This window comes from Oceanobacillus sp. M60, from assembly GCF_053839645.1.
In genome coordinates, this window is the sequence record NZ_JBSSNH010000006.1 from 94,632 (window position 1) to 119,584 (window position 24,953).

Consider the following 24,953-nt stretch of genomic DNA (forward strand, 5'->3'; position numbering starts at 1 on the left):
AACCTCCTTATAATTAAAGTAAGATAAATATCATACAAGAAAAGTTAAACAATAAAAGAAAAACGGAGATTGTTCAGAAGGGGGTAAATAGAGTTGGAACTGGCAGTGATTGCAGATGACTTAACTGGTGCAAATGATACAGGTGTTCAATTTGCAAACAGAGGGTTAAGTACGACCGTACTTTTTTCAGACACCGAATTACAATCATCGCATTTAAGTGAAGATGTCATCGTTTTAAATTCAGATAGCCGTGCACTCGATTTTCAAAAAGCATATGATATTGTTTTTAAGCTATCTACAGAATTGAACAGATTAGGGGTAACAAACGTTTTTAAGAAAATCGATTCTACAATGAGAGGGAACATCGGTCAGGAAATCGATGCAGTAATGGACGTCTTTCAATTCAAAACCTCTTTTGTAGTACCGGCCTTTCCGAAAAGCAAACGGACAACGGTGGAAGGAAAACACTATGTGAATGGGGTGCTGTTAGCAGACTCGGAAATGTCCAATGATCCTTCCTGTCCTGTAAAGCAGAGCTACCTTCCAGAATTATTGGAGGAACAGAGTAAACGGGATATCCAATTGATTTCCATTTCGGATGTGCAAAAAGGAAAAGATCATATACTGGAAAAAATGTTGAAGTTGACTGCTGCAAACTCATCTCAAATTATTGTCATTGACGCAACAACAGATGAAGAATTGAAGGCGATTGTTGAAGCGGCCGAAGCATTGAAAGAAAAATTTCTCTGGGTCGGATCGGCGGGGGTAGCCTCTCATCTTTCCAGTACAGGCGGTAACCGGAAAGAGGTATTGCAGAGCAACCAATCAGATGAACGTCCGCCAGTACTGGTTGTAGCAGGCAGTGTGAACATGATTACCGATCAGCAGATTCATGATTTGAAAAAAGGGAATAATGTAGAAGAGATTGTTATTTCTCCTGAAGCGTTCTTTGACAACGACAAACGAAAGTATGAAATAGATCGTATCGTTCAGTCTGGCCAGGCGTTATTGGCAAAAGGGGATTTAGTAATAACAACGGATCGCGGACAAGAAGCGAGAAATCGAGTAAAGCAGCTGAAGCAGGAGCTTGATTTATCAAACTTTGATGTAGGTTATACAATTGCTGAATCCATGGGAATGATTGCTTGTCAGTTGATTGAAGCGAATGATATTAGTGGTGCAGTCTTAACCGGCGGCGACATTTCAGGTGCAACCTGTAAAGCATTAAAAGGAGAAGGAATTCGGGTGATTGGAGAAGTGGAGCCCGGTATCCCTTATGGGCAGCTTTTCGGCGGATTATTCGATGGACTTCCTGTTGTAACCAAAGCAGGCGCATTTGGAACGGAACAAGCGCTATCCAAGGCCCTTGAAACAATTACAAAAGTGCAGGGACCTGTGATGAACAATAAAAAGTAACATATAACGCCAGGTGTATGGTTGGTAATTACAATATGCTTGGCAAAAAAAGATTAGGATAATTAGGAGGAATTTATTATGGCTGCGAAACAACCAACGATTGCGATTACAATGGGTGACCCTTCAGGAGTGGGGCCGGAGATTATTGTCAAATCTTTAAATGATAAACATATTTATGAAACAAGCCATCCATTTGTAGTTGGTGATGCAAAAATATTAAAAAGGGCACTGGAAGTAACAAATGTAGAGCTTAAAGTAAACAGCATTACTAAACCAGAGGAAGCAGTATATGAATATGGCATAATTGATATTATTGATTTAGATTTGGTTTCTGAAGATTTGCCATGGGGGCAGGTTTCCCCTGAAGCGGGAAATGCTGCATTCCGCTACTTGGAAAAGGCAATCAGCTATGCAAATGAAGGGGCAATTCAAGGAATTTGTACAGCTCCTTTAAACAAAGAAGCACTTCATAAAGCTGGTCATGTTTATCCTGGTCATACAGAAATTTTAGCAGAACTGACAAATACAAAAGATTTCGCAATGATGCTCTCTGCGCCAGGTTTAAGAGTGATTCACGCAACCACTCATGTTGGACTGATGGATGCCATTAAGAAAAATAATGCAGAGCGTCAATATACAGTGATCAGGCTTGCGCATGAAACATTACAAAAAGCAGGCATTGAATCTCCTCGCATCGCAGTTTGCGGCATCAATCCGCATGCTGGAGAAAACGGACTTTTCGGTAACGGGGAAGAAGAAGAAAAAATCATTCCGGCCATTGAAAAAGCGCAGGCTGAAGGAATCAATGTGCAAGGGCCGCTTCCGGCAGATACACTGTTCTTTAGAGCGAAACGCGGTGATTTTGATATCGTTGTGGCGCAGTATCATGACCAGGGACATGGCCCGATTAAAGTATTAGGTCTGGAAGCTGGCGTGAATATTACAGTTGGACTTCCAACTATCCGTACGAGTGTTGACCATGGGACGGCATTTGATATTGCCGGCAAAAATATTGCTGACGAGCTGTCATTAAAAGAAGCGCTGCGTATGGCAGTTGAATTAGCTCCAGAAAATGAATCCTAAAAAATTGAGCAAGAGGTTGTGATCAGCCTCTTGCTTCTTGGCATGAAAAGCTGGCAAGTATGAGACTGGGGGTTACGGAAGAATAAATTCCTCATTAAGACAGGGAATATTTCATCGATTTTAGATAAACGTAATTTGAAAGGAGCTGTAAACAATGTCTTTACCGAAAATGGCAAAAATTAGACAAAAATTTGAAGTGGAAAGTCTGGACGATATTACAGGAACTGTTTCAGAGCAATTCAACCATGTGAATGCGGATAAGAAAATCAAACCCGGCATGGAAATTGCAATTACTGTCGGAAGCCGCGGGATTGCTAATATTCCGCTTATTGTCAAGGGTGTAGCGGATGAAATTAAAAAAAGAGGTGCAACACCATTTATTATCCCGGCGATGGGAAGTCATGGCGGAGCTACTGCGGAAGGTCAAATCGAAGTACTTGATGGACTTGGGGTAACAGAGGTGTCAACCGGCTGCGAAATTCGTTCATCCATGGAAGTTGTAGAAGTAGGCAAAACATCAGCTGGTATTCCTGTTTATGTTGATAGGCATGCATATGAAGCGGATGGTATTATCGTGATGGGGCGTGTGAAGCCGCATACCGATTTTAAAAAGGATATTGAAAGTGGTATCTTGAAAATGGCATCGATTGGTATGGGAAAACATAAGCAGGCGTTAGCGCTTCATACACATGGCATCAGAGGAATTCGTGATATGATGCCTGAGGTTGGCAAGGTTGCGATCAGTCATTCAAATACACTGTTTGGTATAGCGATTGTAGAAAATGCGCATGAAGAAACCGCGATTATTGAAGCGATTGATCCTAATCAAATTGAAGAACGTGAAAGAGAATTATTAAAACGTGCATTTGCTTTAATGCCTAGTCTTCCGGTTGATGAGATGGATATATTAGTTGTTGATGAAATAGGCAAAAATCATAGTGGAACAGGCATGGATACAAACATTATTGGCCGTATACGGGTGCTGGGAGTAGAGGAACCTGAAAAGCCTAGTGTCAAATACGTGATTGCTTCTAAATTAAGTGAGGCCAGCCATGGGAATGCATTAGGGATTGGTCTGGCGGATTTGACAACAAAACGTTTATTTGAAGTAATTGATTTAAAAGCCATGAATGAAAACGTTGTAACAAGTACATTTTTAGACAGAGCTAAAATTCCAATCGTCCTTGATAGTGATCGGGAAGCATTAGAAGCAGCACTCCGCGCCAATTGGGGCGTCCCGTCGGAAGAGGCAAGAATCGTGCGGATTCCAAACACGCTTCATATCGGAGAGTTATTTGTATCAGAAGTGATTTTCAATGAATTGAAAGAGAATGAAAACATTGAGGTATTAGAGGATTTGCATCAAATGGAATTTGATGCAGAGGGCTATTTTCCTCCAATGTAAATAGAAAGGCAAGTTAGGTTACTTCATTTATTTTAATCATTGTGAATGGACGAGTTGGCTATGTTAAAATGAAAGTGGAAAAGAAGAAGAAATTATTTGTCGCCTATAATCAAAAAGAAGTTTATTTAAAACATTTTAATAGAAGTTTAAGATGCTGAGATGGAATCAGTAACAATAAATTGCTTGTTGGGGAGTGTATGTAAAAATGAATAATCTGCAAGAAAAAAATAAACACTTAGGCAATATTTTGAAGGGTATGGGCCGCGTAATGGTTGCCTTTTCTGGCGGAGTAGATAGTGCAGTTGTATTGAAGCGGGCGCAGGAAGAGCTTGGGGACAATGTATTAGCCGTGGTTGTAAACTCTGAGCTTTTTCGCGACTCTGAATTTGAAGCCAGTGTACAATTAGCTGAAAATCTGGGGGTCCGTGTGCATCAAACAGAAATGAAAGAACTGGAAAATCCAGATATTATAGCAAATAATCCGGAGAGCTGGTATTTCAGTAAAAAACTGCTTTACACACATCTGAATAAACTGGCTGAAGAAATGGGTTATTCGTACGTTTTAGATGGCATGATTATGGATGATGAAGCGGATTTTCGTCCGGGATTAAAAGCAAGAACAGAGGAAGGTATCCGCAGTGTGCTGCAGGAAGCAGACTTTTATAAAACAGAAGTTCGCGCACTTGCGAAGGAATTGAAGCTTCCTGTTTGGGATAAAGTGGCATCCTGCAGCCTGGCTTCTCGTTTTCCTTATGGTACGAAGCTAAACAAACAAATCGTTCAGCAAGTCGATCAAGCTGAATTGTATTTAAAAGGGCTTGGTTTTGAAGAGGTGCGTGTGCGCTATCATGATAATGTAGCGCGTATCGAAGTAGCTGGAGACAAAATATTGGAATTACTTGATGAAAAGGAAGAAATCCAAAATAAGCTGGTCAGCTTTGGGTTTGATTATGTATCCGTCGATTTGCTTGGCTACCGTACAGGAAGCATGAATGAAGTTATCGAGCAGGATCAATGGGAAACAAAACTGTCAGCGCACGCTTAAACCATCGAAATCAATCAGGAAGCAGTTTTCATCTGGAAGAGGGAACTTAAAAAAGCAGGTAAAAATCACGCAGTCCAAAAGAAAGTTATTGGACGGCTTGTTTTTACCGGGCTTTTTTCAGCGGCCTGTGAAAGATTGAAGGCTGCTCTTTTTTTATCGCGGAGAACCGCCTGTAAAACTCCCGCTGAATGAAGTTTCATTTTATAGCAATCTGAAATTAGTATGAAAAGAAGGAACCATAAACAGAGAAGTGCTTTATTTTGATTGCTTTTCTAAAATCAGCAAAACCTTGTCGTGTTAAGAAAGGAAATTATGGATTCCTGCTATCATTTCACAATTAAAATGAAATCGGTTATAATGAAACGATAATAATCGAAAAGGAGCAACCTGAATGAATTGGTATGAAAAGCTGAACGATTATTTTCCGGTAGAAGAGATGAAATCTAAAAAGCATATGGAGCTTTTACTGGCGGAAAAGGGCGATGTCTATTTTAAAGATGAGAGTCCAAAACATGTATTGATGTATGCGGAATTCGATACATTTCTTTTTATTGATTATCTCTGGGTATCATCGAATACTAGAGGGCAGGGGATTGGTCATCAGCTGATAGACAAGCTGAAAGAAAAAAATAAGGCGATTATTCTGGAAGTAGAACCGATTAATTATGATGATACCGACTCGGAAAAAAGATTAAAGTTTTATTCCCGTGAAGGTTTTCGTCATGCAAGAGCGATTGGATATAACCGCAAATCACTGGCAACGGATGAAGAAACACCGATGGAAATCTTATATTGGTCTCCTCAGGGTGATTCAGAGGAAGTTATTTATAGTCAGATGAAAAAAATGTATGAAGATATTCATACATACAAGGACAAAGAGATTTATGGAAAAAAATATCAGCCTTCAGATGAAGTATTGCGTTATAATGAAGATGAAAAATCGGATAACCTTTTAGAAGGTATGCAAAAACGGAAAGAATCGAATTAAAGGCGATTCTTTAATGAAAGCTTAAAAACACTGCAGGAGTGAAGTATTTCCTCTGCAGTGTTTTTAAGTTTAGAAAAGGATTATTAAGATTTTGTCGGGTTTTCAACAGGTGTTTTTTGGTTTAAACGTTCTGCCAGACCAATTGGTGCCTTCGGGCTTGAAGTTCCTTCTAAATAACTGTCTTTAAAATGATAGGCGCTGGAACCATGTTCTGAGAAGTCCAGTCCGGCTTTTTCTTCTGCAGCAGATACGCGAATGGGTGAGATTTTATTTAATACATAAGTGAATCCTCCAATTGTGGCAGAAACCCAAATGATTACTGCTGAAACGCCGATTGCTTGAATTCCTAACTGACTGAAACCATTTCCGTAAAATAATCCGGTATCAATCGAGAAGAATCCAATAGCTAATGTACCCCAAATTCCGCAGATGCCATGAACTGCAATTGCTCCTACAGGGTCGTCTAACCGCAGTTTTGTATCGATAAAGCGGATGGCTTCTACTAGTAAAATACCGGAAACCAGCCCGACGAGAATAGAGCCGCCTAAGGAAATTTCTGCTGCGCCGGCAGTTATACCTACTAAACCGCCTAAAACCCCATTCATGGATAAGGATGCATCCATTTTTTTAAATCGTAATTTTGTGTAGAAGGAGGAAGATACTAACGCAGCAGAGGTGGATAGCAAGGTTGTTCCGATAACATAGGGGACAAGCGATGGATCAGCCGCTAGTGTACTGCCGCCGTTGAAACCAAACCATCCTAACCATAAGATAAACACGCCGAGTGCTCCGAGAGGTAAATTATGTCCAGGGATAACATTAACTTTCTTGCCATTGTATTTTCCGATCCTTGGACCAAGAATGGAAATAACCATAAGTGCTCCAGAAGCTCCGGTTAAGTGAACAACTGTAGATCCGGCGAAATCACTAAAGCCAAGAGCTGTTAACCAGCCATCTCCCTGCCAGATCCAGTGTCCGACTACAGGGTAAATAAAAGTGGTCATGGCAATAACAATAAGGATATAGCTCCCTAATTTAATTCGTTCTGCTACTGCTCCTGACATAATTGTTGCGCATGTTGCGACAAACATAGCCTGAAATACGAAGAAACCAATATCTTCCACATCAGTTAGAAAGAAACCATTTGTTCCAATAATAGTTCCTGCGGAAGAACCGAACATAATCCCGTACCCGGCTGCGAAAAATAGAATAGCGGCAATACAGATGGTTAAAAAATTTTTCATTAAGATATTTAATGTATTTTTTGAACGGGTAAAGCCGGATTCCACCATAGCGAACCCTGCGTGCATAAAGAAAACTAAAAAGGCGCCAAGCATCACCCATACAAGATTGATGGAAAGCTCTAATGATTCTACAGTCGGTGTTTGAGCGTATGCGGGTGTTGTTATTAAAAATAATACGATAGCTAATGTAAATGATTTCTTAAACATATGATTTCCTCCTGTCTGTTAATAAATTGCTTTTGTCCCGCTTTCTCCTGTTCTTATGCGGATTACCTGCTCGATTGGGGAGATGAAAATCTTCCCGTCTCCAATTTGTCCGGTTTTACAAGCGTCGATAATATGGCCGACTATATCATCGACTCGTTCTTCGGAAACAACTAATTCCACCTTTAACTTAGATAGTAAGGTGACTTCGAACTCTGTAGAGCGATATACACCAATTTTGCCTTTTTGCTTGCCGGTCCCGGCTACTTCTGTCACGGTCAGGCCGTCAAAACCGATTGCTGACAGTTTTTCTCGTAAATCCTGAAACTTCTCTGGGCGTATAATTGCTTCCACCTTTTTCAATGAGGATTCCTCCTTTTAAAGTTATGTTAGGAAATATAACATATAAAGTTATGTTTAATATCATATTATGTATTTATTAAAATAGCAAGCTTTTTTTAGAACATTTTGACTAAAACGCTTTCAGGAAAAAAGACGTTTATCCCGTCATAATAAGTGGAATAATTTATAGTGCAGGCAGAATTATAAATTTTATATCGGGTAAATAAAATTTATGTGGTTTAAAGGTTTATTATCAATTAGATGAGGGAATCTTAAAACTATGTGAGAAGCGGTAAGAGAATTTAAATAAATGATTTTATCGCACCCCCTACCTTTTATTAGATATTTGGTGTATAATAAGTACATATGAACAGATTATACTTATTATTATTTAATAAAGTTTAGGTGGATGTTGAAAATATAAATTAGATTGAGGAGTGAAGTTTTATGGTAACACTTTATACCTCACCAAGCTGTACTTCATGTAGAAAAGCAAAAGCATGGCTGGAAGAGCATAATATTCCTTTTACAGAACGTAATATCTTTTCTGAACCTTTATCTCTTGATGAGATTAAAGAAATATTGCGTATGACTGAGGATGGAACAGATGAGATTATTTCTACAAGATCGAAGGTTTTTCAAAAGCTGAATGTTAATATTGACCAGCTGCCGATGAAAGATTTATTTAATTTAATACAGGATAATCCTGGTTTATTGCGTCGCCCTATAATTTTAGATGAAAAACGACTGCAGGTTGGTTATAACGAAGATGAGATTCGCCGTTTCTTACCGCGGACCGTTAGAACCTTCCAATTACGTGAAGCACAACGAATGGTTAATTAATAATAAATAAGTCAGTTAAGGTGCAGATGATGTCTGCGCCTTTCTTTATGGGTAAAAATGGTGAAAATCAAATAAGCTCTGATAAATGACAAAACACGTGAAATACGTTAAAATAACTAACTAAATAAAATGTATAGCTATATTCGTATTTAATAGGGATGCTCATCTGTTTTTTCAGAAAAGTGACAGGAACTGGGCGTATTCATTTCTTGTGGATTGCATTTTTGCATACAATGTGATAAATAAGGATTATGATTAGGATTACATTGATTTGGGTACATCTATTATAGAGACGTTAATTATATGCTGTCGGCTCAGGTATCCGTTTAGAATAAAGGTGCAGGAGATGATTCTATCTTAATGAGAAGGGGGAGCTTACTGTGGAGATAGAAAGAATTAATGAAAATACGATTAAATTTTATATTTCTTATGTTGATATAGAGGAATTAGGTTTTGAAAAAGAAGAAATCTGGTACAATCGGGAAAGAAGTGAGCAATTGTTCTGGCAGATGATGGATGAAGTCAACTATCGTGAGGATTTCAATCCGGAAGGACCGCTTTGGATACAAGTTCAAGCGATGGAAAAAGGTCTTGAAATTGTTGTTACGAAAGCGAAGGTCTCTAAAAATGGTGAACATTTAGAGCTGGAAACCGAGGATGGGAATATTGATTTACCAGTAGATGATCAGCTGGACAATATTTTAGAAGAGAAGTTTGGAGACAATAAAAAAGAAGACGAAGATGAAAAGAATGACGAACTGATGGAAGAGAATTTGTGGATTATTGTTGAATTTGATGAGTTTGAGAATCTGATTCAGCTTAGTCACCAGCTGCAGGATGTAAGTGATTTTGGAGAAGAGACGTTATATTCCTATAAAGATAACTACTATTTATATATGGAATTTTCTTATGATGTATTAGATGAACATCGTCAGGAAGACGTCATCAGCCAAGTGCTGGAATACGCATCAGATTCATCCCTTTCTATTCATCTTTTGGAAGAATACGGTAAGAGGTTGATGGAAAACAATGCATTTGAGCAGGTTCGTACCTATTTTCCAAAGGATGTCTGATATAAAACCTACAAGAAATCATTTGCTGCGATTTGTTGTAGGTTTTTTTGATGTTTTTTTTGCCGTTACAATGGAGCGGTGTTCAAATTCAGTCATTTGTTTGAAAAAATGCAGCAGCAGAAAAAAGCAGGAAAAGCAGAAACGCTGTCGAAATAATATATGTATAGGGGGTGATAAAGCTTGCAGCGAGCAATGAGTAATACGGGAGAGTCTATTCTGCTATTTCGTCATTCGCAAAGAGAGATTGCTATTTGGAAAGAGAACAAAAATATCTTTTATTGTCCTGTCTGTGAAGAAAGAGTGATTATCCGGTCGGGAGAAAGGGTGGTGCCCCATTTTTCCCATTTACCTCAGACAGCATGTCTTTTTTCGGGAGGAGAAGGAGCTTATCATGCAAGAGGGAAGCTGCAATTATTTCAGTGGCTGACACGATTTAATATGCGAGCAGATTTAGAAGTATATTTTCCTGAAATTTCTCAAAGGGCTGATATTTTTATTTGTATTGGCCAAAAGAAAATAGCAGTTGAGTTTCAATGTTCAAGAATCCCGCGGAAAGAAATCTTAAGCAGGATTCAGGGCTACAAATCAATCGGAATCGAATCCATGTGGATTCTCGGAGCGAAATATTTAAAACGGAAAGGAGCCTGCACTTTTCAAACAAATCATTTTTTAGATACGTTTATTCATTCTTCTCCGCAAAAGGATTATCCGCAATTGTTTTTTTACGACCCGTTTCTATCAGAAATGGCTGTTCTTCATCATTTACATCCTCTACAAACCTCTAAGCTTTTTGCTAAACAGTTTATCTACCCGCTTCATAAGCTGCATTTTAAACATCTCTTTCACAAAGAAAAGAATCCCGGCAAGTTTCCGGAGGTCTGGTTAAAAGAAGTACAACGTCTCCGTATAAAAGTGGAGGGAGCTTATGGATCTGTCTATCAGCTGCGGAGGTGGCTATACAGTAAAGGATACCTGTTTCAGCATCTTCCAAGTATCTGTTTTATACCGATTCCTTATTACGCTGCTGTGCCTGTTCCGTTTTATAAGTGGCAAACAGAGCTGTATGTCACTTGGTTAGCTGATTTAAAAGCAGGGGAGCGGACAGATATCGGCCGGGTAAAGAAAATACTTTATTCCTTCTACGGCAAAGGCACCTTCGATTTTTCCAATGCATTGAGTTATTACCTTCAGTTAATCCAACGTGCCGGATATATAGACATACAATCCTCCTCCATTCTGCGGACTAAGAAAGAAATTATTTGTTATTCTTCGCTGGAGCAGGCAGCTCAGGGAGATCAGTCCTTTTTTTATCCATTTTTTACAGAAAAAAAAGCAAAATACGAGCATGATTCGCCCTTATTTCGTTATACTAAATAAGAAGAATAAAAACAGTATGGCTTTAATACATTTACATCGGAAGAGTTGTTGGAAACAGAAAGTACTGTTGAATTGTAAAAAGGGAGGCAATAATCGTATGGCAAAAGCAGCAAAACAATTACCAAAGCGTGATGAAATACCAGAAGAGTCTACGTGGCGTTTAGAAGATATTTTTGAGACGGATGAACAATGGAAAGAAGAATTTCAAAGCTTAAAAAATGATATTTCAAAATTGGCAGCGTATAAAGGGAAATTAGGGACTTCCGCAGATACGTTATTAGAAGCATTACAGGTTCAGGATGAACTGTCAGAGCGTCTAGGTAAGTTGTATGTTTATGGTCATTTACGCACGGACCAGGATACGACGAATTCCTTTTACCAAGGGTTAAATGCGCAGGCAGAAAATCTGCTGACGACTGCATCCAGCCAATTTAGCTTTCTTGTACCGGAGATTTTAGAAATACCGGAAGAAAAGCTCAAGCAGTTTATAGAAGAGAACAAAGAACTTCAGGTTTATAAAAAAGTATTAGATGATATAAATCACAGCCGTCCGCATATATTAAGCGAGAAGGAAGAGATATTGCTTGCAGAGGCAGATGAACCGATCGGAGCCATTTCACAAACATTCGGTATGCTGAATAATGCCGATTTAACCTTCCCGTCCATCACAAATGCGGATGGGGAAGAAGTTGAGCTGACGCACGGCAGATACTCTACATTTATGGAATCATCGGACCGGAATGTGCGCGAACAAGCTTTTAATGCGATGTATGACACGTACGGTTCATTTAAAAATACATTTGCCTCTACATTAAGCGGAGAGGTGAAATCACATAATTTTAATGCGAAAGTCCGGAATTATGAAAGTGCACGTCAGGCTGCTCTAGATAATAACCATATACCTGAGGAGGTATATGATAATTTAGTTGAGGCAGTGAATGAAAAATTACCTTTATTGCATCGCTATGCCAAATTAAGAAAGAAAATTCTCGGTGTCGATGAACTGCATATGTACGATTTATATACACCGCTCGTAAAAGATGTGAAAATGCCTGTTACGTATGAAGAAGCTAAAAAATACGTCCTGGAAGGCTTAAAGCCATTAGGGAAAGAATACGCCGGTATTCTAGAGGAAGCCTTTAGCGAGCGCTGGATCGATGTAGAAGAAAATAAAGGAAAAAGAAGCGGCGCCTACTCGTCAGGGACATATGGAACAAATCCATATATTCTTTTGAACTGGCAGGATGATGTGAATAATACTTTTACGCTGGCTCATGAATTGGGACATTCTGTGCACAGCTATTATTCGAGAAAATATCAGCCGTTCCGTTATGGAAACTATTCCATCTTTGTAGCAGAAGTGGCGTCGACTACAAATGAAGCACTATTAAACGATTATTTATTAGAGCATCTGGATGACGAAAAGGAAAAGCTTTATATATTAAACCACTTTTTAGAAGGTTTCCGCGGAACCGTATTCCGCCAAACCATGTTTGCTGAATTCGAGCATGATATTCATGTGCTGGCTCAAAATGGAGAGGCGTTAACTGCTGATAAGCTGACAGAGGTGTATTATGATTTAAATAAAAAGTATTATGGAGAAGACGTTGTAAGTGATGAAAAAATTGGCTTAGAATGGGCGCGAATTCCTCACTTTTATATGAATTATTATGTATATCAATATGCTACAGGCTATTCTGCAGCAACGGCGCTGTCAAAGCAGATTTTAGATGGGGAAGAAGGCGCTGTGGACCGCTATTTAGGCTTCCTGCAATCCGGCAGCAGCGAGGACCCTATTGATGTATTGAAAAAAGCTGGCGTGGATATGACGCAGAAACAAGCTATTTTAGATGCGCTGGATGTTTTTGAAGAAAAATTGACAGAGATGGAAGCATTGCTGGAAAAATAAAATGAATCATAAAAACGGTCAGGAAGCTCGGTTTCCTGACCGTTTTAGATATAATAGATGCTATTTTCAGCGCCGGTATCCTCTTGTTTTCTGATAGGCAATGGAAGACAGCATACAATAAATGGATGCGAGTAATAAGGGGAGCGTTATATACATAGGTATCATGTTCATAAAGCCTAATAAATTAAAGAAAAAGGCGATAATCACTAAAAGTATGAATAAGAAAGGAAAATAATTACGCCGCATATGATTGGACTCCTCCTTTGATGGGGAATTGGTTTGTACTGCATTATATGTCCGAGTTATTTCTTCTAGAAGAAGAAGTTCAAAAAGTCCAATAAAAATGACACGGCGAATTTCTGCGTTGACGAGATTTTTCCGCTACTCACGTATTTTAAAGCATACGCTCCGTTCGGAAAAATCTCGTCGCCTTGAACTTCTTGGTCATTTTTATCAGACTTTTTAAACATTTGTTATTATAGGAAGTTCAAAAAGTCCAACAAAAATGACACAATGACTGCCGGAAAAGAACAGAAATGAATATTTTGTGAAAAGATGCACATAATTATTGAAAACTGAAAAGGAACTTGCTAGAATATAATTGTAAGTTGATTACAAACAAATACCCCTTTTGTTTGATCATGAAACTTTCTCCCATCCCCCCTTTGTAATTATACAAAGACGGAAAAAAAGATACACGCTGCCCCGTGTATCTTTTTTATTATCAAAAAAACCTGATCCGGTCTTTTTTTGATCGGATCAGGTTCAAAATAAAATAAATTGATAACCATGCTCAAAATAAGTGTATTTCCTAATTTGTATTAACGCATCGGTCGTTTGGCTGCCGGGAAGCCTTAACTTCTAGGAAGCTCAGACATTAATCATGATAGATTCAAAGCGTGCCGAGGTATTTCCAGCAGGATTCATTTTTTTCCGGCACTCTCTCAACGATTTGCTGAAACTGCAGCTTTTTAAGCTCTTTTTCTGTCTTATCAATGGACCAGTCATAAATAACAGATAGTTCCTTTGTGCATACTGTTTTCTGTAATTGCAGATAGTCGATTAATGATGGTTTTACAGACGGAATCGGTGTGCGCTGTAAAATTTCTTTTAACACAAATTCATAAATATCATACGGATGAAGTCCAGAAAGCTTTACACCTTCATCTTCAACTTCCTGGTTAAATAAAACAATGGTAGGTGTATAATCTACTTCCATCTCATAAGCAAGGTGTAAATCACATTGCAGTGCACGCTTAGAAGTATTTGAGAATAAATCCTTTTGAAATTCTTCGATATCTAAAGCTGCATCGGAGGCACATCTTAATAAGACATCCTCATTACAGATATTCTGTTTATCAAAAAACAGTGTCTCCTGTATTTTGCGAATAAATTGTTTAGAGGCCTTTTTGCCTTGCAGTTCCGCTGCTTTAATTGCGAGAGCTGGAACCCAAGGGTAATCAATCTCTTTATGATTGCTTGGGAAATGAGTGAAACTGGATTGTTTTGTTTGTTTGTTTTTATTTAAACCATTTGAATTTAATGCGGTCAGCTGTCCGCTGATTACATGCTTTATCGTAAAAAAACGGCCATATTCAACATATAACTTTTTTAGATAAGGCTCTAATGCCCAGCATTCAGAACATAATGGATCAATAAAAACATACATTTCAATCGGTTTTTGAACATATTTCATGTAGTTAAAAGCAGGGTCCATTTGATTAGAAGATGACAGTTCTTGTTGATTTCCATTCATTTTGAATGCTCCTTTCTAAGATTCAGGGGTATTCATCATATGATTTGCAGTCAAGGTCATTCGTTCCATCATTTCCGTATAATAAGGTTCTTCTACCTCGTGTTCTACTAGTGCAAGATTCATACAGGCCAGCCAAGCATCTCGGGCACTTGGTGTTATCGGAAACGGAAGATGCCTTCTTCTTAACATCGGATGTCCGCGTTCTTCTTCATACAATCTCGGACCGCCGAAAAACTGTGTGAGAAATAACTTCTGTTTATGAGCTGTTTCGGTTAAATCATCCGGAAAAAGCGGTATTAAGACAGGATTTTCTTTTACATATCCATAGAATGTTTCCACAATCTGCTCCATCTTTTCATAACCGCCAATTCCGCTATATACCGTTTTTATATTATTTTGTTTCATATCATTTGCTCCTTGTACTAGTATTGTAGCAATATAGATTCACTTCATCAAATAATCTGTACCGTAACAGAAGGCTAATCTCCTATTTGTTATTACAAATGGAGAATAACAATTTGTAATACAACTGCTTTTTACAGGGGGTTTCACTGTTTTTGATTAAAAAAACGTGCTATTTTAGCGGGCGTTTCCCGGAAAGGTATTTCATAGTTTCCAAGTAAGCTTTTAAATACTTTTTCTCCATGGTCCCTTGAAGCTGCTTCTAATTCCAGCTCAGCGTCCACCGCATCTAAATACATACTTTTATCTAAAACAATGAGTGTATCCTGATAAGGTCTCTCTTTTCGTAAGGTGGTCATTTTTCCTAAATAAGTCAGCGATGACACGTCGACAGACATTTCCTGCAGCTGTTTTAATACATTTGGAGCTTCTGTCGGCGAGCCGGAAGTCCATGATAGAAATGCTTCCTCTGACAGCTTGTCATGCGTCTCCAATAATCCATCCGGATGCGGTTCTTTTAATGTTAAAGTATATGTTTCGTTCTTTTTCCGTATTCGTAATGCAGAATGGTTTCCTTTTAAATCAAAGGAGGGCGTTTCAAAGTAATAATTTGTCTGCTCTATTGTCTCTGCCTGTGAAAATAAAGCTTCTGCCAGTTGATTATATTCCTGTGTTGTCAGCAGGTTTTTAAATTCAATTTCTACTTCTTGGCTCATACATAAATCTCCAGTTCTAAAATTAGATTATCTCTATTATGGCTTGTATGAAGAAGCATTGCAAAAAATAACTATGCGGGCAGATGGCTTTCGAAAAAACCCGATACTTTGGCGTGGAGATTCCTGACAGCAGGTTGTTTAAGAGCATCCTATTTAAGGCCCGGTTTGCCGAGTTTTCCTTAAAAGTCCCTCTTTCCTTTGTACTAATGCTACTCTGTGATAAAATAAAAATAATAATATTAGTTTACATATAGGGTGATGTTCGATGGACTGGGGAAAAACGTTAGCGCCATATAAACAGGCAGTGGAAGAATTAAAAGTAAAGCTAAAAGGGATTCGTGCTGAGTATGAGAGAGAATCCAGCAATTCACCGATTGAGTTTGTCACAGGAAGAGTAAAACCAATACCAAGTATTATCGAAAAGGCGCGTGAACGGCAAATTCCTCTTGAGAATTTAGACACCTTACAGGATATCGCAGGGATAAGAGTTGTTTGTCAATTTGTTGATGATATTTATCCCATCGTCGAAATGCTCAGGAAACGCAATGATTTTCAAATTATTGAAGAAAAAGATTATGTTTTTCATAAAAAAGATAGCGGGTACAGATCTTATCATATGATTATTGAATACCCCGTGGAGACGGTGACGGGAAGAATAATTGTTATAGCTGAAGTTCAAATACGTACACTTGCGATGAATTTTTGGGCGACCAATGAACATTCTTTAAATTATAAATATGAAGGGAATTTACCTTCAGAGGTTAAACTGCGTCTGCAGAAGGCTGCCGAGGCTGCATTTAAACTGGATGAAGAAATGTCTAAAATCAGAAGTGAAATCCATGAAGCTCAGCGTGTTTTTCATCGTAAATCATAGGCAAAGGATGGGAAAATGTAATGAAGTTTAAAATTGTTTCTAGAGGAGACAAGCGGTCAAATAAAATAAAGAACATGATGCGGCAATATTTGGAGTCTTTTGGACTGGAATATCACAAGGAGGAGCCTGATTTGGCTATTTCAGTTGGCGGCGACGGTACCTTTTTAGAAGCTTTTCATCGCTATAATCACCGTCTGAAAGAAACAGCGTTTATCGGGATTCACACCGGTCATTTAGGTTTTTACACGGATTGGACGCAGGAGGAAGTGGATAAGCTCTTGACTGAAATTGCGAGAACGCCATTTCAAACGGTAGAATATCCATTAATGGAAGTAATCATCCGGGACGAATTAGGGAAAAAAGAAGACAGGCATCTTGCGTTAAATGAAGCGATGATCAAAACGGCAGATGGTTCATCTGTTGTCTTAGATGTGGAGTTGAAGGGGGAGCATTTTGAGACATTCCGCGGGGATGGGATATGTATATCGACCCCTTCCGGCAGTACAGCATATAATAAAGCGCTTGGAGGAGCAATTATTCACCCGTCTCTGGAAGCTATTCAGATAACGGAGAATGCATCGATTAATAACCGTGTTTTCCGGACGATTGGCTCGCCGTTAGTTTTACCGAAGCACCATACATGCTTTCTAAAGCCGATGGTGGATAATTCCTTCTTGATTCAGATTGATCATTTCACAAAGAATTATCATGAAGTAAAATCGATTCAATGCCGTGTGGCCAATGAAAAAATCCGTTTTGCGCGATTTAGACAATTTCCTTTCTGGCATCGTGTACGGGATTCCTTTGTTACTGAGGTGGATTAAGTGACTGCAGCGATACAAAAAAGCTGGGTAATTCCGGAGGATAGTGCTCAGCTGACGATAAAGGAATTTTTACAGAAAAAGCAGGGCTTTTCAAGAAGACTGCTGACTGCTATGAAACAAGAGGGCGGAAAATTTTTAATCAACGAAAAGAAGAGCTATATAACCGAAGCACTCAGGAAAAATGATACGTTAACCGTCATTTTTCCTGATGAAGTGTCAGGCGGTATTGAAGCAACAGAAATGAATTTGGCAATTATTTATGAGGATGAAGATCATTTAGTATTAAATAAACCGGCTGGTCAGGCTTGTCTTCCAGCAATGAATGACCGCCGTGATTCATTAGCAAACGGGATTCAGGCCTATTATAATGCATCAGATCATCCGGCAACGGTGCATATCGTAACAAGATTAGACAGAGATACGTCTGGTCTTGTTTTAGTTGCGAAAAACCGGTATGCGCATGCGCTGTTATCCGAAGCGCAGAAAAAGAATCAAATCCATCGTACGTACGAAGCGATTATTACTGGAGAAATGACTCCTTCAGCCGGAACGGTACATGCGCCAATCGCCCGCAAGAAAACATCTATTATAGAACGTGAAGTGAACTGGGAGGATGGAAAGGAAGCAACGACACATTACCAGACTGTATCCAAACTTTCTGGAGCCTCTCTTTTGCGAATTCAATTGGAAACAGGGAGAACGCATCAAATTCGTGTTCATTTCAGCCATTTGGGGCATCCTCTTCTGGGTGATGACCTGTATGGAGGAAGCACAGATGCCCTCGAGCGTCAAGCGCTGCATTGTACAGCAATTGAATGGGAGAATCCTTTTGAACATAAGAAAATGCAATTCCACTGTATGCTTTCCTCAGATATGGCTGCATGTAAAAAAAGCTTGTCTATGGATTATCCGGGAAATCTGTAAACCGCTCAGGCTGAAAGGATTGGTTGGATGGCACGGAAATGATTGTCTGCTCGGGAAATTGAAAAGCAGTCAGTTTATTTCCGAACACACAACCTGTATCTATATTGATTGTCCGGTTGATTTGACGCGGTTCTATAACAGGTGTATGCCCGTAAACAATCCATGGCTCTCCCCGGTAATGCTTTGCCCAGTCCCGCCGGATTGGTTTTCCCTGATGGTCTGTTTGGCCAGTGACATCTCCATAAAGGACAAATGATTTTGTGTGCCCGTCTTTCTGTCCAATTAAATGTTCCTTTATTCCTGCGTGAGCAACAACTAATTTCATGTCTTCAAAATGTAAATACAAAGGAGCTTTCTCATAAAGCGTCATAAACTTTTCCTGAATGTCCATTTGTTGAGATTCATTTAAGCTTTTCCATTCAGCAACCGTCGTTTCTAAACCATGCTTTTCCTGTACCCGGTTTCCTAAAAAAAAACGGTATAATTTATTGCAATGATTTCCCGGGACATAATAAGCTATTTTTTGTTCCATAACTAACTGATAGACCAGCCGTATAACAGCGATGGAATCTGGTCCGCGGTCTGTGATGTCTCCTATAAATACGATTTTGTTGCCGTGAGGATGAGAATAGATGCCATTATTCTGATGATATTTCAGCTTGTCCAGCAAGTCTAAAAGCTCGTCCAAGCATCCATGTATATCGCCGATAATATCTAATTTCATCGTCAAACCTCCTTGTACATATAAGTTCATTTCATTAAAATATAGGCTCATCTTACAGTATAACTTAATTTTCTTTGAAGTATGTGATGGTGAATGAAATCTTTTTTACCGGTCCATTATGTACTGGATTTTTTCCATTTTTGAAGCGTATTTTTTTCCGTGCTTTTTTGAACACGCATGTAAATTAAAATAATAGATATAGTAATCTTCCTGTACACGTGAACTTCAAATTGGAAAAAGTTAATGTTTCCCTAACACAAAATAATATATTGAAGGAAATTTACTTGACAACAAGAAAAAACACATATAAAGTGAGTGCTGGGTAAAAAAGTTGCCTTCAGGAAAATAAATAGCATCGTAACCTTTTTAAGTGTATAGCCAGCAAAGAAAAAGCTGATTATCTATATAAATTGAAATTAATAGCTACCGCTACAACGGGTTTCATGGGGTGAGTAATCGCAACCCCAGAAAAACACTCCGCTTTCCGTGGGCCCCGAGCTCATCTCCTTTAAAGAAGACTTGCTGATTGGCAAGCCGTCAGGCGCAGACAGAAGCAAAGTCGCACTTATGCCCCGCGGGTAGAAAAAAAGAAGTTCGCTTTTTTTCTGCGGGGTCTTCCCTCCGCGCTTTCCCACGACGGACAGGACGTCCTAGTGTCGGTCGTTGGTCACAGGACGTGACCGTTCTTAGCCGACCAGGAGTCTCCGTGTTTTTCTTCCGGGACAGGGACTGCGGTTACTCGCCCCACCGAAAACCATTGCGATTACTCGCCCCATCAAAAACCGTCGCTAGTTACTGTTTTCAATCATTATTTCGTCATTTTTATAAGAAAAATAAAGTGTAATTTCTTACTTCAATTTATATAGTGAGATAAAGTTCTTGTTTGCTGCTATAAGACTTGCTATTTGTTTCGCATCTTGTAAAATAGGGAAGGATGTGTAAGAATAAGAAAATCAGTGAAAAGAAAGGGGGAATTGCTATGAAAAAGGATCAATATGATGTTCAATATAAAGAACAGTTTCAAGAACATATTGATAAAGTTCAAGAAGCATTGGAAATGGAAAAAATGGAGGAGTTTCGGACAGAGTTTCTGGAAAACCATCCATATGATCAGGCTGTATTTTTCCAGCAGCAGGATGAAGAAAGAAGGTCACAGATATACACGTATTTATCTCCTGAAGAAATGTCAGAGATATTAATCAATATTGATTTGGATGATGTCGTTGAGTTTTTTGAGGAGATGGATCCGAGATATGCTGCGATGATTTTTGCTGAAATGCCTGTCGATGATGCAGTCGATATTTTGAATGAGCTGGATAAAGAAAAAGTGGTCAGTTATTTAACAATCATGGATAAGGAATCTGCTAACGATATTAAACAGCTGCTTCATTATGAAGAAAAAACCGCTGGTAGTATTATGACAACAGAATATGTCGTCCTCTTTGAAAATCAAACGGTTGCGGAGACGATGAATCAGTTAAAAAAAGAAGCTCCAGACGCTGAGACGATTTATTACTTGTTTGTTCTCGATGATGATAAACATTTAGTCGGTGTCTTATCAATAAGAGATTTAATTATTGCGGACCATGATACATTGATTAAAGAAGTCATGAGTACCAAAGTTGTCGCTGTATCCGTTGCAAAGGATCAGGAAGATGTTGCACAGATGTTCAGGGATTATGATTTTCTTGCACTTCCGGTAGTTGACTTTCAAGATCATCTTCTAGGTATTATCACAGTCGATGATATTTTAGACGTTATGGAAGAAGAGGCCAGTGAGGACTACTCCAAATTAGCCGCAATGTCCAACACGGATATTAAGGACGATACAGCAATTCGTTCAGCAAGAAAAAGACTTCCTTGGCTGGTTATCCTGTTATTTTTAGGTATGTTAACTGCTACATTGATTGCCAGCTTTGAAGAAACCCTGGAGCAAGTAGCGATTTTAGCTGCTTTTATCCCTTTAATTGGAGGGACAGCAGGTAATTCTGGGACACAGGCTCTTGCTGTATCTGTACGAGGAATGGCAACAGGAGAATTTGAGAATACTGGAAAATGGAAGCTTTTGGGCAGAGAAGCATTAACAGGACTCATCAATGGGGTCTTCTGTGGAATAATCCTTGCAGCAATTATTTTTATATGGCAGGGAAGTATTTATTTAGGCATACTTTTAGGATTATCTATTATGGGTTCCCTTCTTGTAGCAACATTAGCAGGGGCTCTTATCCCGATGCTGATGAATCGCTTGAATATTGACCCAGCAGTAGCATCAGGACCATTTATTACAACGATTAATGACCTTATTTCTACATTGATTTATTTTGGAATGGCCACTGCATTTATGAGTTATTTAATTTGATTATATGACTGAAAAAGGATTGTCTCACAAATTAGAGGCAATCCTTTTTCATATGTAGAGACATGGCGCTTTTGACACAAAACAAAATCTAGGTTCATACACTATACAAGATAAGCCGAGAAGGGGTGTAATGACCAATGACAGAAAAAAATAAAGCGCAAGCTCCTTTACTTTACATCAGCCAGCCTCAACTGAAAGCATCTCAAGCTCCGATGCAGGAAAATTATGTTGGCGACTATAGAAGACAGAAGAAACTCCATTCAAACGAAGTCCCGACTTTGAATAAAACACAGCCAAAAGATAAAAAAAGACCATCAGCCGAGAGCTCCCGGTCAGAAGAACAGCAATCGAGCAAGAAAAAGTTTATGGAAATGACGATTCCGGAAAAAATTAATTATTTAACCAATCGTTCTGAATTTGCTCCGTCGATAAGGTGTGAAATAATGACAGCTTCTAATAAAAAATACCGGGGCATTATTCGTGAAACAGAAAAAGATACTGTTTTTTTACAGTTAAATAACCGAAAAAACAGGGTGGAAATTGCAATTAAGGATATTGAAAGCATTCAGTTATTAGGGTTTTAAAAAACACCGTCCAGGAATATATTACCTGGATGGTGTCTTTTTGGTTCTTGCTGCTATTTTAGTGAAATGCTCTAATTGCTGGTAAGCAAGTAACATGGCAGAAACAATCTAAATCTACTGTGATACAAATACCTGTTGCTTCCAGGTCTTCGGTGTTTTGGTCAGTAGGATCCTTCATATGATCAAAACCGCAGCTTTCTCCATCACTGAGTAATAACTCAAGAATAGCACAATTGTTTTTATCTACTTTTTTCACCCTGAAAATAAAGCTTGATAAAATAGGATTCATCTTGTTGTGATGGTTTTTCGTGGTGCCAAACCCTTTAAAAGGTTTGCAATCCTTGCAGTATAGAATAACAGGTACGGTGTCTAAATCATTCGTTACTTCATTTGTACATAAAAGATCGTTGATTGATTGTTCACAGCTCGTATCACAGCAATTTTCTACAATGTCATTTTGAGCATCAACAATGTCTTTTAAAATATCTGCTACACAACTTCCGGTATCGTAATTTTTTCCACAACCCATGAGAAATTGCTCCTTTCACAATTTGAATTTTCTTTCCTTATAGGATATGTGTCTTCCTTGTGTTGGTGTGGGCGAGTGTGGTTATGATGAATGGCTATTGCAATAAAAATAAAATTCTGACTATACAAAAATTAAGAAACTGTATATAATATAGAAAAAAGCGGTTTCAAATTTTTGAGGAAGGGTATATAAAGGTGACTATACAAAGGAGGTGCGGGGGATGGGATATATTCTTCCGGTGCAGACTTCACAGTATGCTGATTATCATCAAAGAGTACAGCCGACCCAGAAAAAAGCGGACCAAGTAGAAAGTGCTTTTAAGGTTCAATTGGATAGAAAGCATCAGGAACTAAGCGCGACATATGAGCGCTATTACCGCAATCGGCCTGAACCTCAAAAACCAATCGACCTGCCGCTGGATTCTTCCCTCATCACGGGGAGAGGAAGGCATATCAATAAATATGTATAATAAAAGCATTCCTGTTTCCAACAGGAATGCTTCCTTATGATTAAGCAGAAGATCAGCCTCAATCATAATCTGTATATTTTTTATGATTACGATTAAAAAAGGGTACAATGTATAGAGGACTCCCTTTTATATACTCTGCATAAAAAATTTCTGAAACATCTTTATACCCCTGTTCATGGATAGACTCCTCCAGCCAGGATAATGGAAGATTTTTCTCCTCCATATTATCTTGAATGATTTCCCCGTCATTAATGAGCGTGATAGGCAAGGTAACATCCTGGGGAGATAATTTTAGATCCTTGCGTGTAGGCGTTTGATAATCCGTTTTTTTCAGAACAGAAACCGTTCCATTTGCTTCTAATACTGCAAATTCTACCTCACTGATAGAGAACACATCTTTTTCTCTTAAAAGGTGCTGCAGCTGATTAATATCCAGCTTGGTTTTTTTCATCATATCCCGGACAAGTTTGCCGCGATGGATTATAATGGTTGGACTTCCTTCAAGCAGATGTCTGGTCCGCTTATACTTTTGTGATACGATTTCGATAATATACATGAGAATAGCATATAGAGCTACGACGAATGCTATTTCCGGTATGCCGGCGTTTGGGTCAAATAAAGCATTCCCGACTAATTCTCCCAAGAGCAATGCGGAAATAAAATCAAATGGGGTAATCTGAGAAATCTGTGTTTTGCCTAATAATTTTGTGATTAAAAATAATGCGAAAAAACCAAAGATAACTTCTGTAAACATACTCATATAACTAGACATATCATACGCTCCTTTAATGTACACAGTATTTTATAGTGTGTACAAAAGCAGAGAAAAAATGTATTAAAAAAGACCCTTATCTGCCAGAGATAAGAGCCTCTATTTAAACCTTTATAATTTTTTTATCATGGTGACATGAGGAATGCCTGCATCCATAAATTCTCCAGATGTCACTTCATAGCCAAGCTTTTGGTAAAAATTTTGTGCATGTGTCTGTGCGTTTAATTTGGCTTTATGAAAATCCTGTTGTATTATTTCTTGTTCCATTTTTTGCATTATTTTTTTGCCGATAGACTTTCCGCGTTGTGATTTGAGCACGCAGATGCGCTCTAATTTACCATAACCGTCTTCCGTGAATCGAAGGCGGGCGGCAGCAACTGGAGTTTCTTCATCATAGGCGATAAAATGCGTTGCTGTTTTATCGAATTCATCTATCTCTTCTTCAGAAGGCACGTTTTGTTCATCTACAAATACCTCATTTCGAATGTGATACACATCTTGTAATTCTTCTGGTGTCCTTGCAGTTTTTACGAGCATGCGTGTTTATTCCTTTCCTAATAAAAATGTTTCATATACCGTCCAAGAACCGTTATCTAATTCGTATAACAGCTGGAATCGGTCAATATAATCCTTGATTGCAAAACCTTCCATTTTTAATCTTCCTACAATATCTGAGAATTCATCATGCTCCAAATCCTGGGCAATTGTAATATGCGGTACAAAAGAATGTTTTTGGTTATTCTCAAGAATTCCTTGCTGCAGGTGTTCATTGAGCGTTTGTAACTGTTCGATTGGTTCAACTTTTAAATAAATGGTATTTGTTATCGGTTCAAAGGTACTTACCTTATTGATATGAATATAAAAAGGGTCTACGCTGCCCGCAATTTTATGGAGCTCCTGAACCACGTCATCAATCTGCTCCGGATCTGTTTCAAACGGGTACTTTAATGTAATATGCGGAGGGATTAAAGCGTACCTTGGGTCGTAACGCTTTCTTAATGCATTGGCTTGATCCTGTACGTTTTTTGAAGGGAAAATAGCAATTCCATATTTCATTCAAACAACCTCCTAGTATAGAAATTATTATCAGC

General features: G+C 38.6%; 26 protein-coding genes. 15 read left to right on the forward strand and 11 right to left on the reverse strand.

Features of this window, described 5'->3' with window-relative positions; genetic code table 11:
• Window positions 1-93 precede the first annotated feature (93 nt).
• The 5 genes from ACW0TQ_RS15390 to ACW0TQ_RS15410 all read left to right on the forward strand — a co-directional run bounded on the left by ACW0TQ_RS15390 (window position 94) and on the right by ACW0TQ_RS15410 (window position 5,937).
• The gene (locus tag ACW0TQ_RS15390) at window positions 94-1,416 is read left to right on the forward strand and encodes a four-carbon acid sugar kinase family protein (protein ID WP_042535455.1); all 1,323 of its coding nucleotides are present in this window, start codon (window positions 94-96) and stop codon (window positions 1,414-1,416) included.
• A 78-nt stretch (window positions 1,417-1,494) separates the two neighbouring features.
• Window positions 1,495-2,499 (forward strand): 4-hydroxythreonine-4-phosphate dehydrogenase PdxA, encoded by a 1,005-nt coding sequence (gene pdxA / locus ACW0TQ_RS15395; RefSeq protein ID WP_042535453.1) that lies wholly within the window; start codon window positions 1,495-1,497, stop codon window positions 2,497-2,499.
• A 154-nt stretch (window positions 2,500-2,653) separates the two neighbouring features.
• The gene (locus ACW0TQ_RS15400; protein WP_042535451.1) at window positions 2,654-3,904 is read left to right on the forward strand and encodes a nickel pincer cofactor-dependent isomerase, group 22; all 1,251 of its coding nucleotides are present in this window, start codon (window positions 2,654-2,656) and stop codon (window positions 3,902-3,904) included.
• Between the two features lie 205 nt (window positions 3,905-4,109).
• A complete protein-coding gene (larE, locus tag ACW0TQ_RS15405) occupies window positions 4,110-4,949 on the forward strand; it encodes an ATP-dependent sacrificial sulfur transferase LarE (RefSeq protein WP_042535449.1) in 840 nt (279 codons plus the stop codon).
• A gap of 391 nt (window positions 4,950-5,340) precedes the next feature.
• Window positions 5,341-5,937: a GNAT family N-acetyltransferase gene (locus ACW0TQ_RS15410; protein WP_042535447.1), complete on the forward strand. Its 597-nt coding sequence runs from the start codon at window positions 5,341-5,343 to the stop codon at window positions 5,935-5,937.
• An 83-nt stretch (window positions 5,938-6,020) separates the two neighbouring features.
• Here ACW0TQ_RS15410 and ACW0TQ_RS15415 read toward each other — a convergent pair whose 3' ends face one another.
• Together ACW0TQ_RS15415 and ACW0TQ_RS15420 are read right to left on the reverse strand one after the other, a co-directional pair.
• Window positions 6,021-7,388 (reverse strand): ammonium transporter, encoded by a 1,368-nt coding sequence (locus ACW0TQ_RS15415; RefSeq protein ID WP_042535445.1) that lies wholly within the window; start codon window positions 7,386-7,388, stop codon window positions 6,021-6,023.
• An 18-nt stretch (window positions 7,389-7,406) separates the two neighbouring features.
• Window positions 7,407-7,748 (reverse strand): P-II family nitrogen regulator, encoded by a 342-nt coding sequence (locus ACW0TQ_RS15420; protein WP_042535443.1) that lies wholly within the window; start codon window positions 7,746-7,748, stop codon window positions 7,407-7,409.
• A gap of 426 nt (window positions 7,749-8,174) precedes the next feature.
• Between ACW0TQ_RS15420 and spxA the strand changes: the two genes are divergently transcribed.
• The 4 genes from spxA (at window position 8,175) to pepF (ending at window position 12,929) form a co-directional block, all read left to right on the forward strand.
• The gene (gene spxA / locus ACW0TQ_RS15425; RefSeq protein ID WP_040979700.1) at window positions 8,175-8,570 is read left to right on the forward strand and encodes a transcriptional regulator SpxA; all 396 of its coding nucleotides are present in this window, start codon (window positions 8,175-8,177) and stop codon (window positions 8,568-8,570) included.
• 380 nt (window positions 8,571-8,950) lie between these two features.
• Entirely contained in the window at window positions 8,951-9,643 is a 693-nt protein-coding gene (gene mecA, locus ACW0TQ_RS15430; RefSeq protein WP_042535441.1) for an adaptor protein MecA, read from the forward strand.
• A gap of 180 nt (window positions 9,644-9,823) precedes the next feature.
• The gene (locus tag ACW0TQ_RS15435) at window positions 9,824-11,020 is read left to right on the forward strand and encodes a competence protein CoiA family protein (RefSeq protein ID WP_455725808.1); all 1,197 of its coding nucleotides are present in this window, start codon (window positions 9,824-9,826) and stop codon (window positions 11,018-11,020) included.
• A gap of 97 nt (window positions 11,021-11,117) precedes the next feature.
• Window positions 11,118-12,929, forward strand: a complete 1,812-nt coding sequence (gene pepF / locus ACW0TQ_RS15440; RefSeq protein WP_042535439.1) for an oligoendopeptidase F — start codon at window positions 11,118-11,120, stop codon at window positions 12,927-12,929.
• Between the two features lie 66 nt (window positions 12,930-12,995).
• Here pepF and ACW0TQ_RS15445 read toward each other — a convergent pair whose 3' ends face one another.
• From ACW0TQ_RS15445 to ACW0TQ_RS15460, 4 genes are all read right to left on the reverse strand, one after another.
• The gene (locus ACW0TQ_RS15445) at window positions 12,996-13,175 is read right to left on the reverse strand and encodes a hypothetical protein (protein ID WP_139089162.1); all 180 of its coding nucleotides are present in this window, start codon (window positions 13,173-13,175) and stop codon (window positions 12,996-12,998) included.
• 646 nt (window positions 13,176-13,821) lie between these two features.
• On the reverse strand, window positions 13,822-14,685 hold the full coding sequence (locus tag ACW0TQ_RS15450; RefSeq protein WP_042535437.1) for a ClpXP adapter SpxH family protein: 864 nt from the start codon (window positions 14,683-14,685) through the stop codon (window positions 13,822-13,824).
• 15 nt (window positions 14,686-14,700) lie between these two features.
• The gene (locus ACW0TQ_RS15455) at window positions 14,701-15,090 is read right to left on the reverse strand and encodes a globin domain-containing protein (RefSeq protein ID WP_042535435.1); all 390 of its coding nucleotides are present in this window, start codon (window positions 15,088-15,090) and stop codon (window positions 14,701-14,703) included.
• Between the two features lie 143 nt (window positions 15,091-15,233).
• Window positions 15,234-15,803 carry a CYTH domain-containing protein gene (locus tag ACW0TQ_RS15460; protein ID WP_042535433.1) on the reverse strand — a complete coding sequence of 190 codons (570 nt, stop codon included), beginning with the start codon at window positions 15,801-15,803 and terminating at the stop codon, window positions 15,234-15,236.
• A gap of 265 nt (window positions 15,804-16,068) precedes the next feature.
• Here ACW0TQ_RS15460 and yjbM point away from each other — a divergent pair, with 265 nt between their 5' ends.
• The 3 genes from yjbM to ACW0TQ_RS15475 are packed head-to-tail and all read left to right on the forward strand — an operon-like array spanning window position 16,069 to window position 18,425.
• Window positions 16,069-16,677 carry a GTP diphosphokinase gene (yjbM, locus tag ACW0TQ_RS15465; RefSeq protein ID WP_042535431.1) on the forward strand — a complete coding sequence of 203 codons (609 nt, stop codon included), beginning with the start codon at window positions 16,069-16,071 and terminating at the stop codon, window positions 16,675-16,677.
• Window positions 16,678-16,697: 20 nt separating this feature from the next.
• Window positions 16,698-17,501 carry an NAD kinase gene (locus tag ACW0TQ_RS15470; RefSeq protein WP_042535429.1) on the forward strand — a complete coding sequence of 268 codons (804 nt, stop codon included), beginning with the start codon at window positions 16,698-16,700 and terminating at the stop codon, window positions 17,499-17,501.
• Window positions 17,502-18,425 carry an RluA family pseudouridine synthase gene (locus tag ACW0TQ_RS15475; RefSeq protein ID WP_289585383.1) on the forward strand — a complete coding sequence of 308 codons (924 nt, stop codon included), beginning with the start codon at window positions 17,502-17,504 and terminating at the stop codon, window positions 18,423-18,425. It begins immediately after the preceding gene.
• Here the strand turns inward: ACW0TQ_RS15475 and prpE are convergent.
• Complete coding sequence (gene prpE, locus ACW0TQ_RS15480) at window positions 18,400-19,149, reverse strand: bis(5'-nucleosyl)-tetraphosphatase PrpE (protein ID WP_193064328.1); 750 nt, start codon at window positions 19,147-19,149, stop codon at window positions 18,400-18,402. The two genes, ACW0TQ_RS15475 and prpE, sit on opposite strands and share 26 nt — an antisense overlap.
• Window positions 19,150-20,128: 979 nt before the next feature.
• Between prpE and mgtE the strand changes: the two genes are divergently transcribed.
• Complete coding sequence (gene mgtE, locus ACW0TQ_RS15485; protein WP_341173114.1) at window positions 20,129-21,508, forward strand: magnesium transporter; 1,380 nt, start codon at window positions 20,129-20,131, stop codon at window positions 21,506-21,508.
• Between the two features lie 137 nt (window positions 21,509-21,645).
• The gene (locus ACW0TQ_RS15490) at window positions 21,646-22,092 is read left to right on the forward strand and encodes a CotO family spore coat protein (RefSeq protein ID WP_042535421.1); all 447 of its coding nucleotides are present in this window, start codon (window positions 21,646-21,648) and stop codon (window positions 22,090-22,092) included.
• 58 nt (window positions 22,093-22,150) lie between these two features.
• On the opposite strand, the gene ACW0TQ_RS15495 is transcribed toward ACW0TQ_RS15490, so the two are convergent.
• Window positions 22,151-22,621 carry a CotY/CotZ family spore coat protein gene (locus ACW0TQ_RS15495; RefSeq protein ID WP_042535419.1) on the reverse strand — a complete coding sequence of 157 codons (471 nt, stop codon included), beginning with the start codon at window positions 22,619-22,621 and terminating at the stop codon, window positions 22,151-22,153.
• Window positions 22,622-22,841: 220 nt separating this feature from the next.
• On the opposite strand from ACW0TQ_RS15495, the gene ACW0TQ_RS15500 reads away from it, so the two are divergent.
• Window positions 22,842-23,090 (forward strand): hypothetical protein, encoded by a 249-nt coding sequence (locus ACW0TQ_RS15500; RefSeq protein WP_042535417.1) that lies wholly within the window; start codon window positions 22,842-22,844, stop codon window positions 23,088-23,090.
• A 58-nt stretch (window positions 23,091-23,148) separates the two neighbouring features.
• On the opposite strand, the gene ACW0TQ_RS15505 is transcribed toward ACW0TQ_RS15500, so the two are convergent.
• From ACW0TQ_RS15505 to ACW0TQ_RS15515, 3 genes are all read right to left on the reverse strand, one after another.
• On the reverse strand, window positions 23,149-23,862 hold the full coding sequence (locus ACW0TQ_RS15505; protein ID WP_042535414.1) for a YetF domain-containing protein: 714 nt from the start codon (window positions 23,860-23,862) through the stop codon (window positions 23,149-23,151).
• Between the two features lie 111 nt (window positions 23,863-23,973).
• Window positions 23,974-24,399: a GNAT family N-acetyltransferase gene (locus ACW0TQ_RS15510; RefSeq protein WP_042535412.1), complete on the reverse strand. Its 426-nt coding sequence runs from the start codon at window positions 24,397-24,399 to the stop codon at window positions 23,974-23,976.
• A gap of 6 nt (window positions 24,400-24,405) precedes the next feature.
• On the reverse strand, window positions 24,406-24,918 hold the full coding sequence (locus ACW0TQ_RS15515) for a YjcG family protein (RefSeq protein ID WP_042535410.1): 513 nt from the start codon (window positions 24,916-24,918) through the stop codon (window positions 24,406-24,408).
• Between the last annotated feature and the right edge of the window lie 35 nt (window positions 24,919-24,953).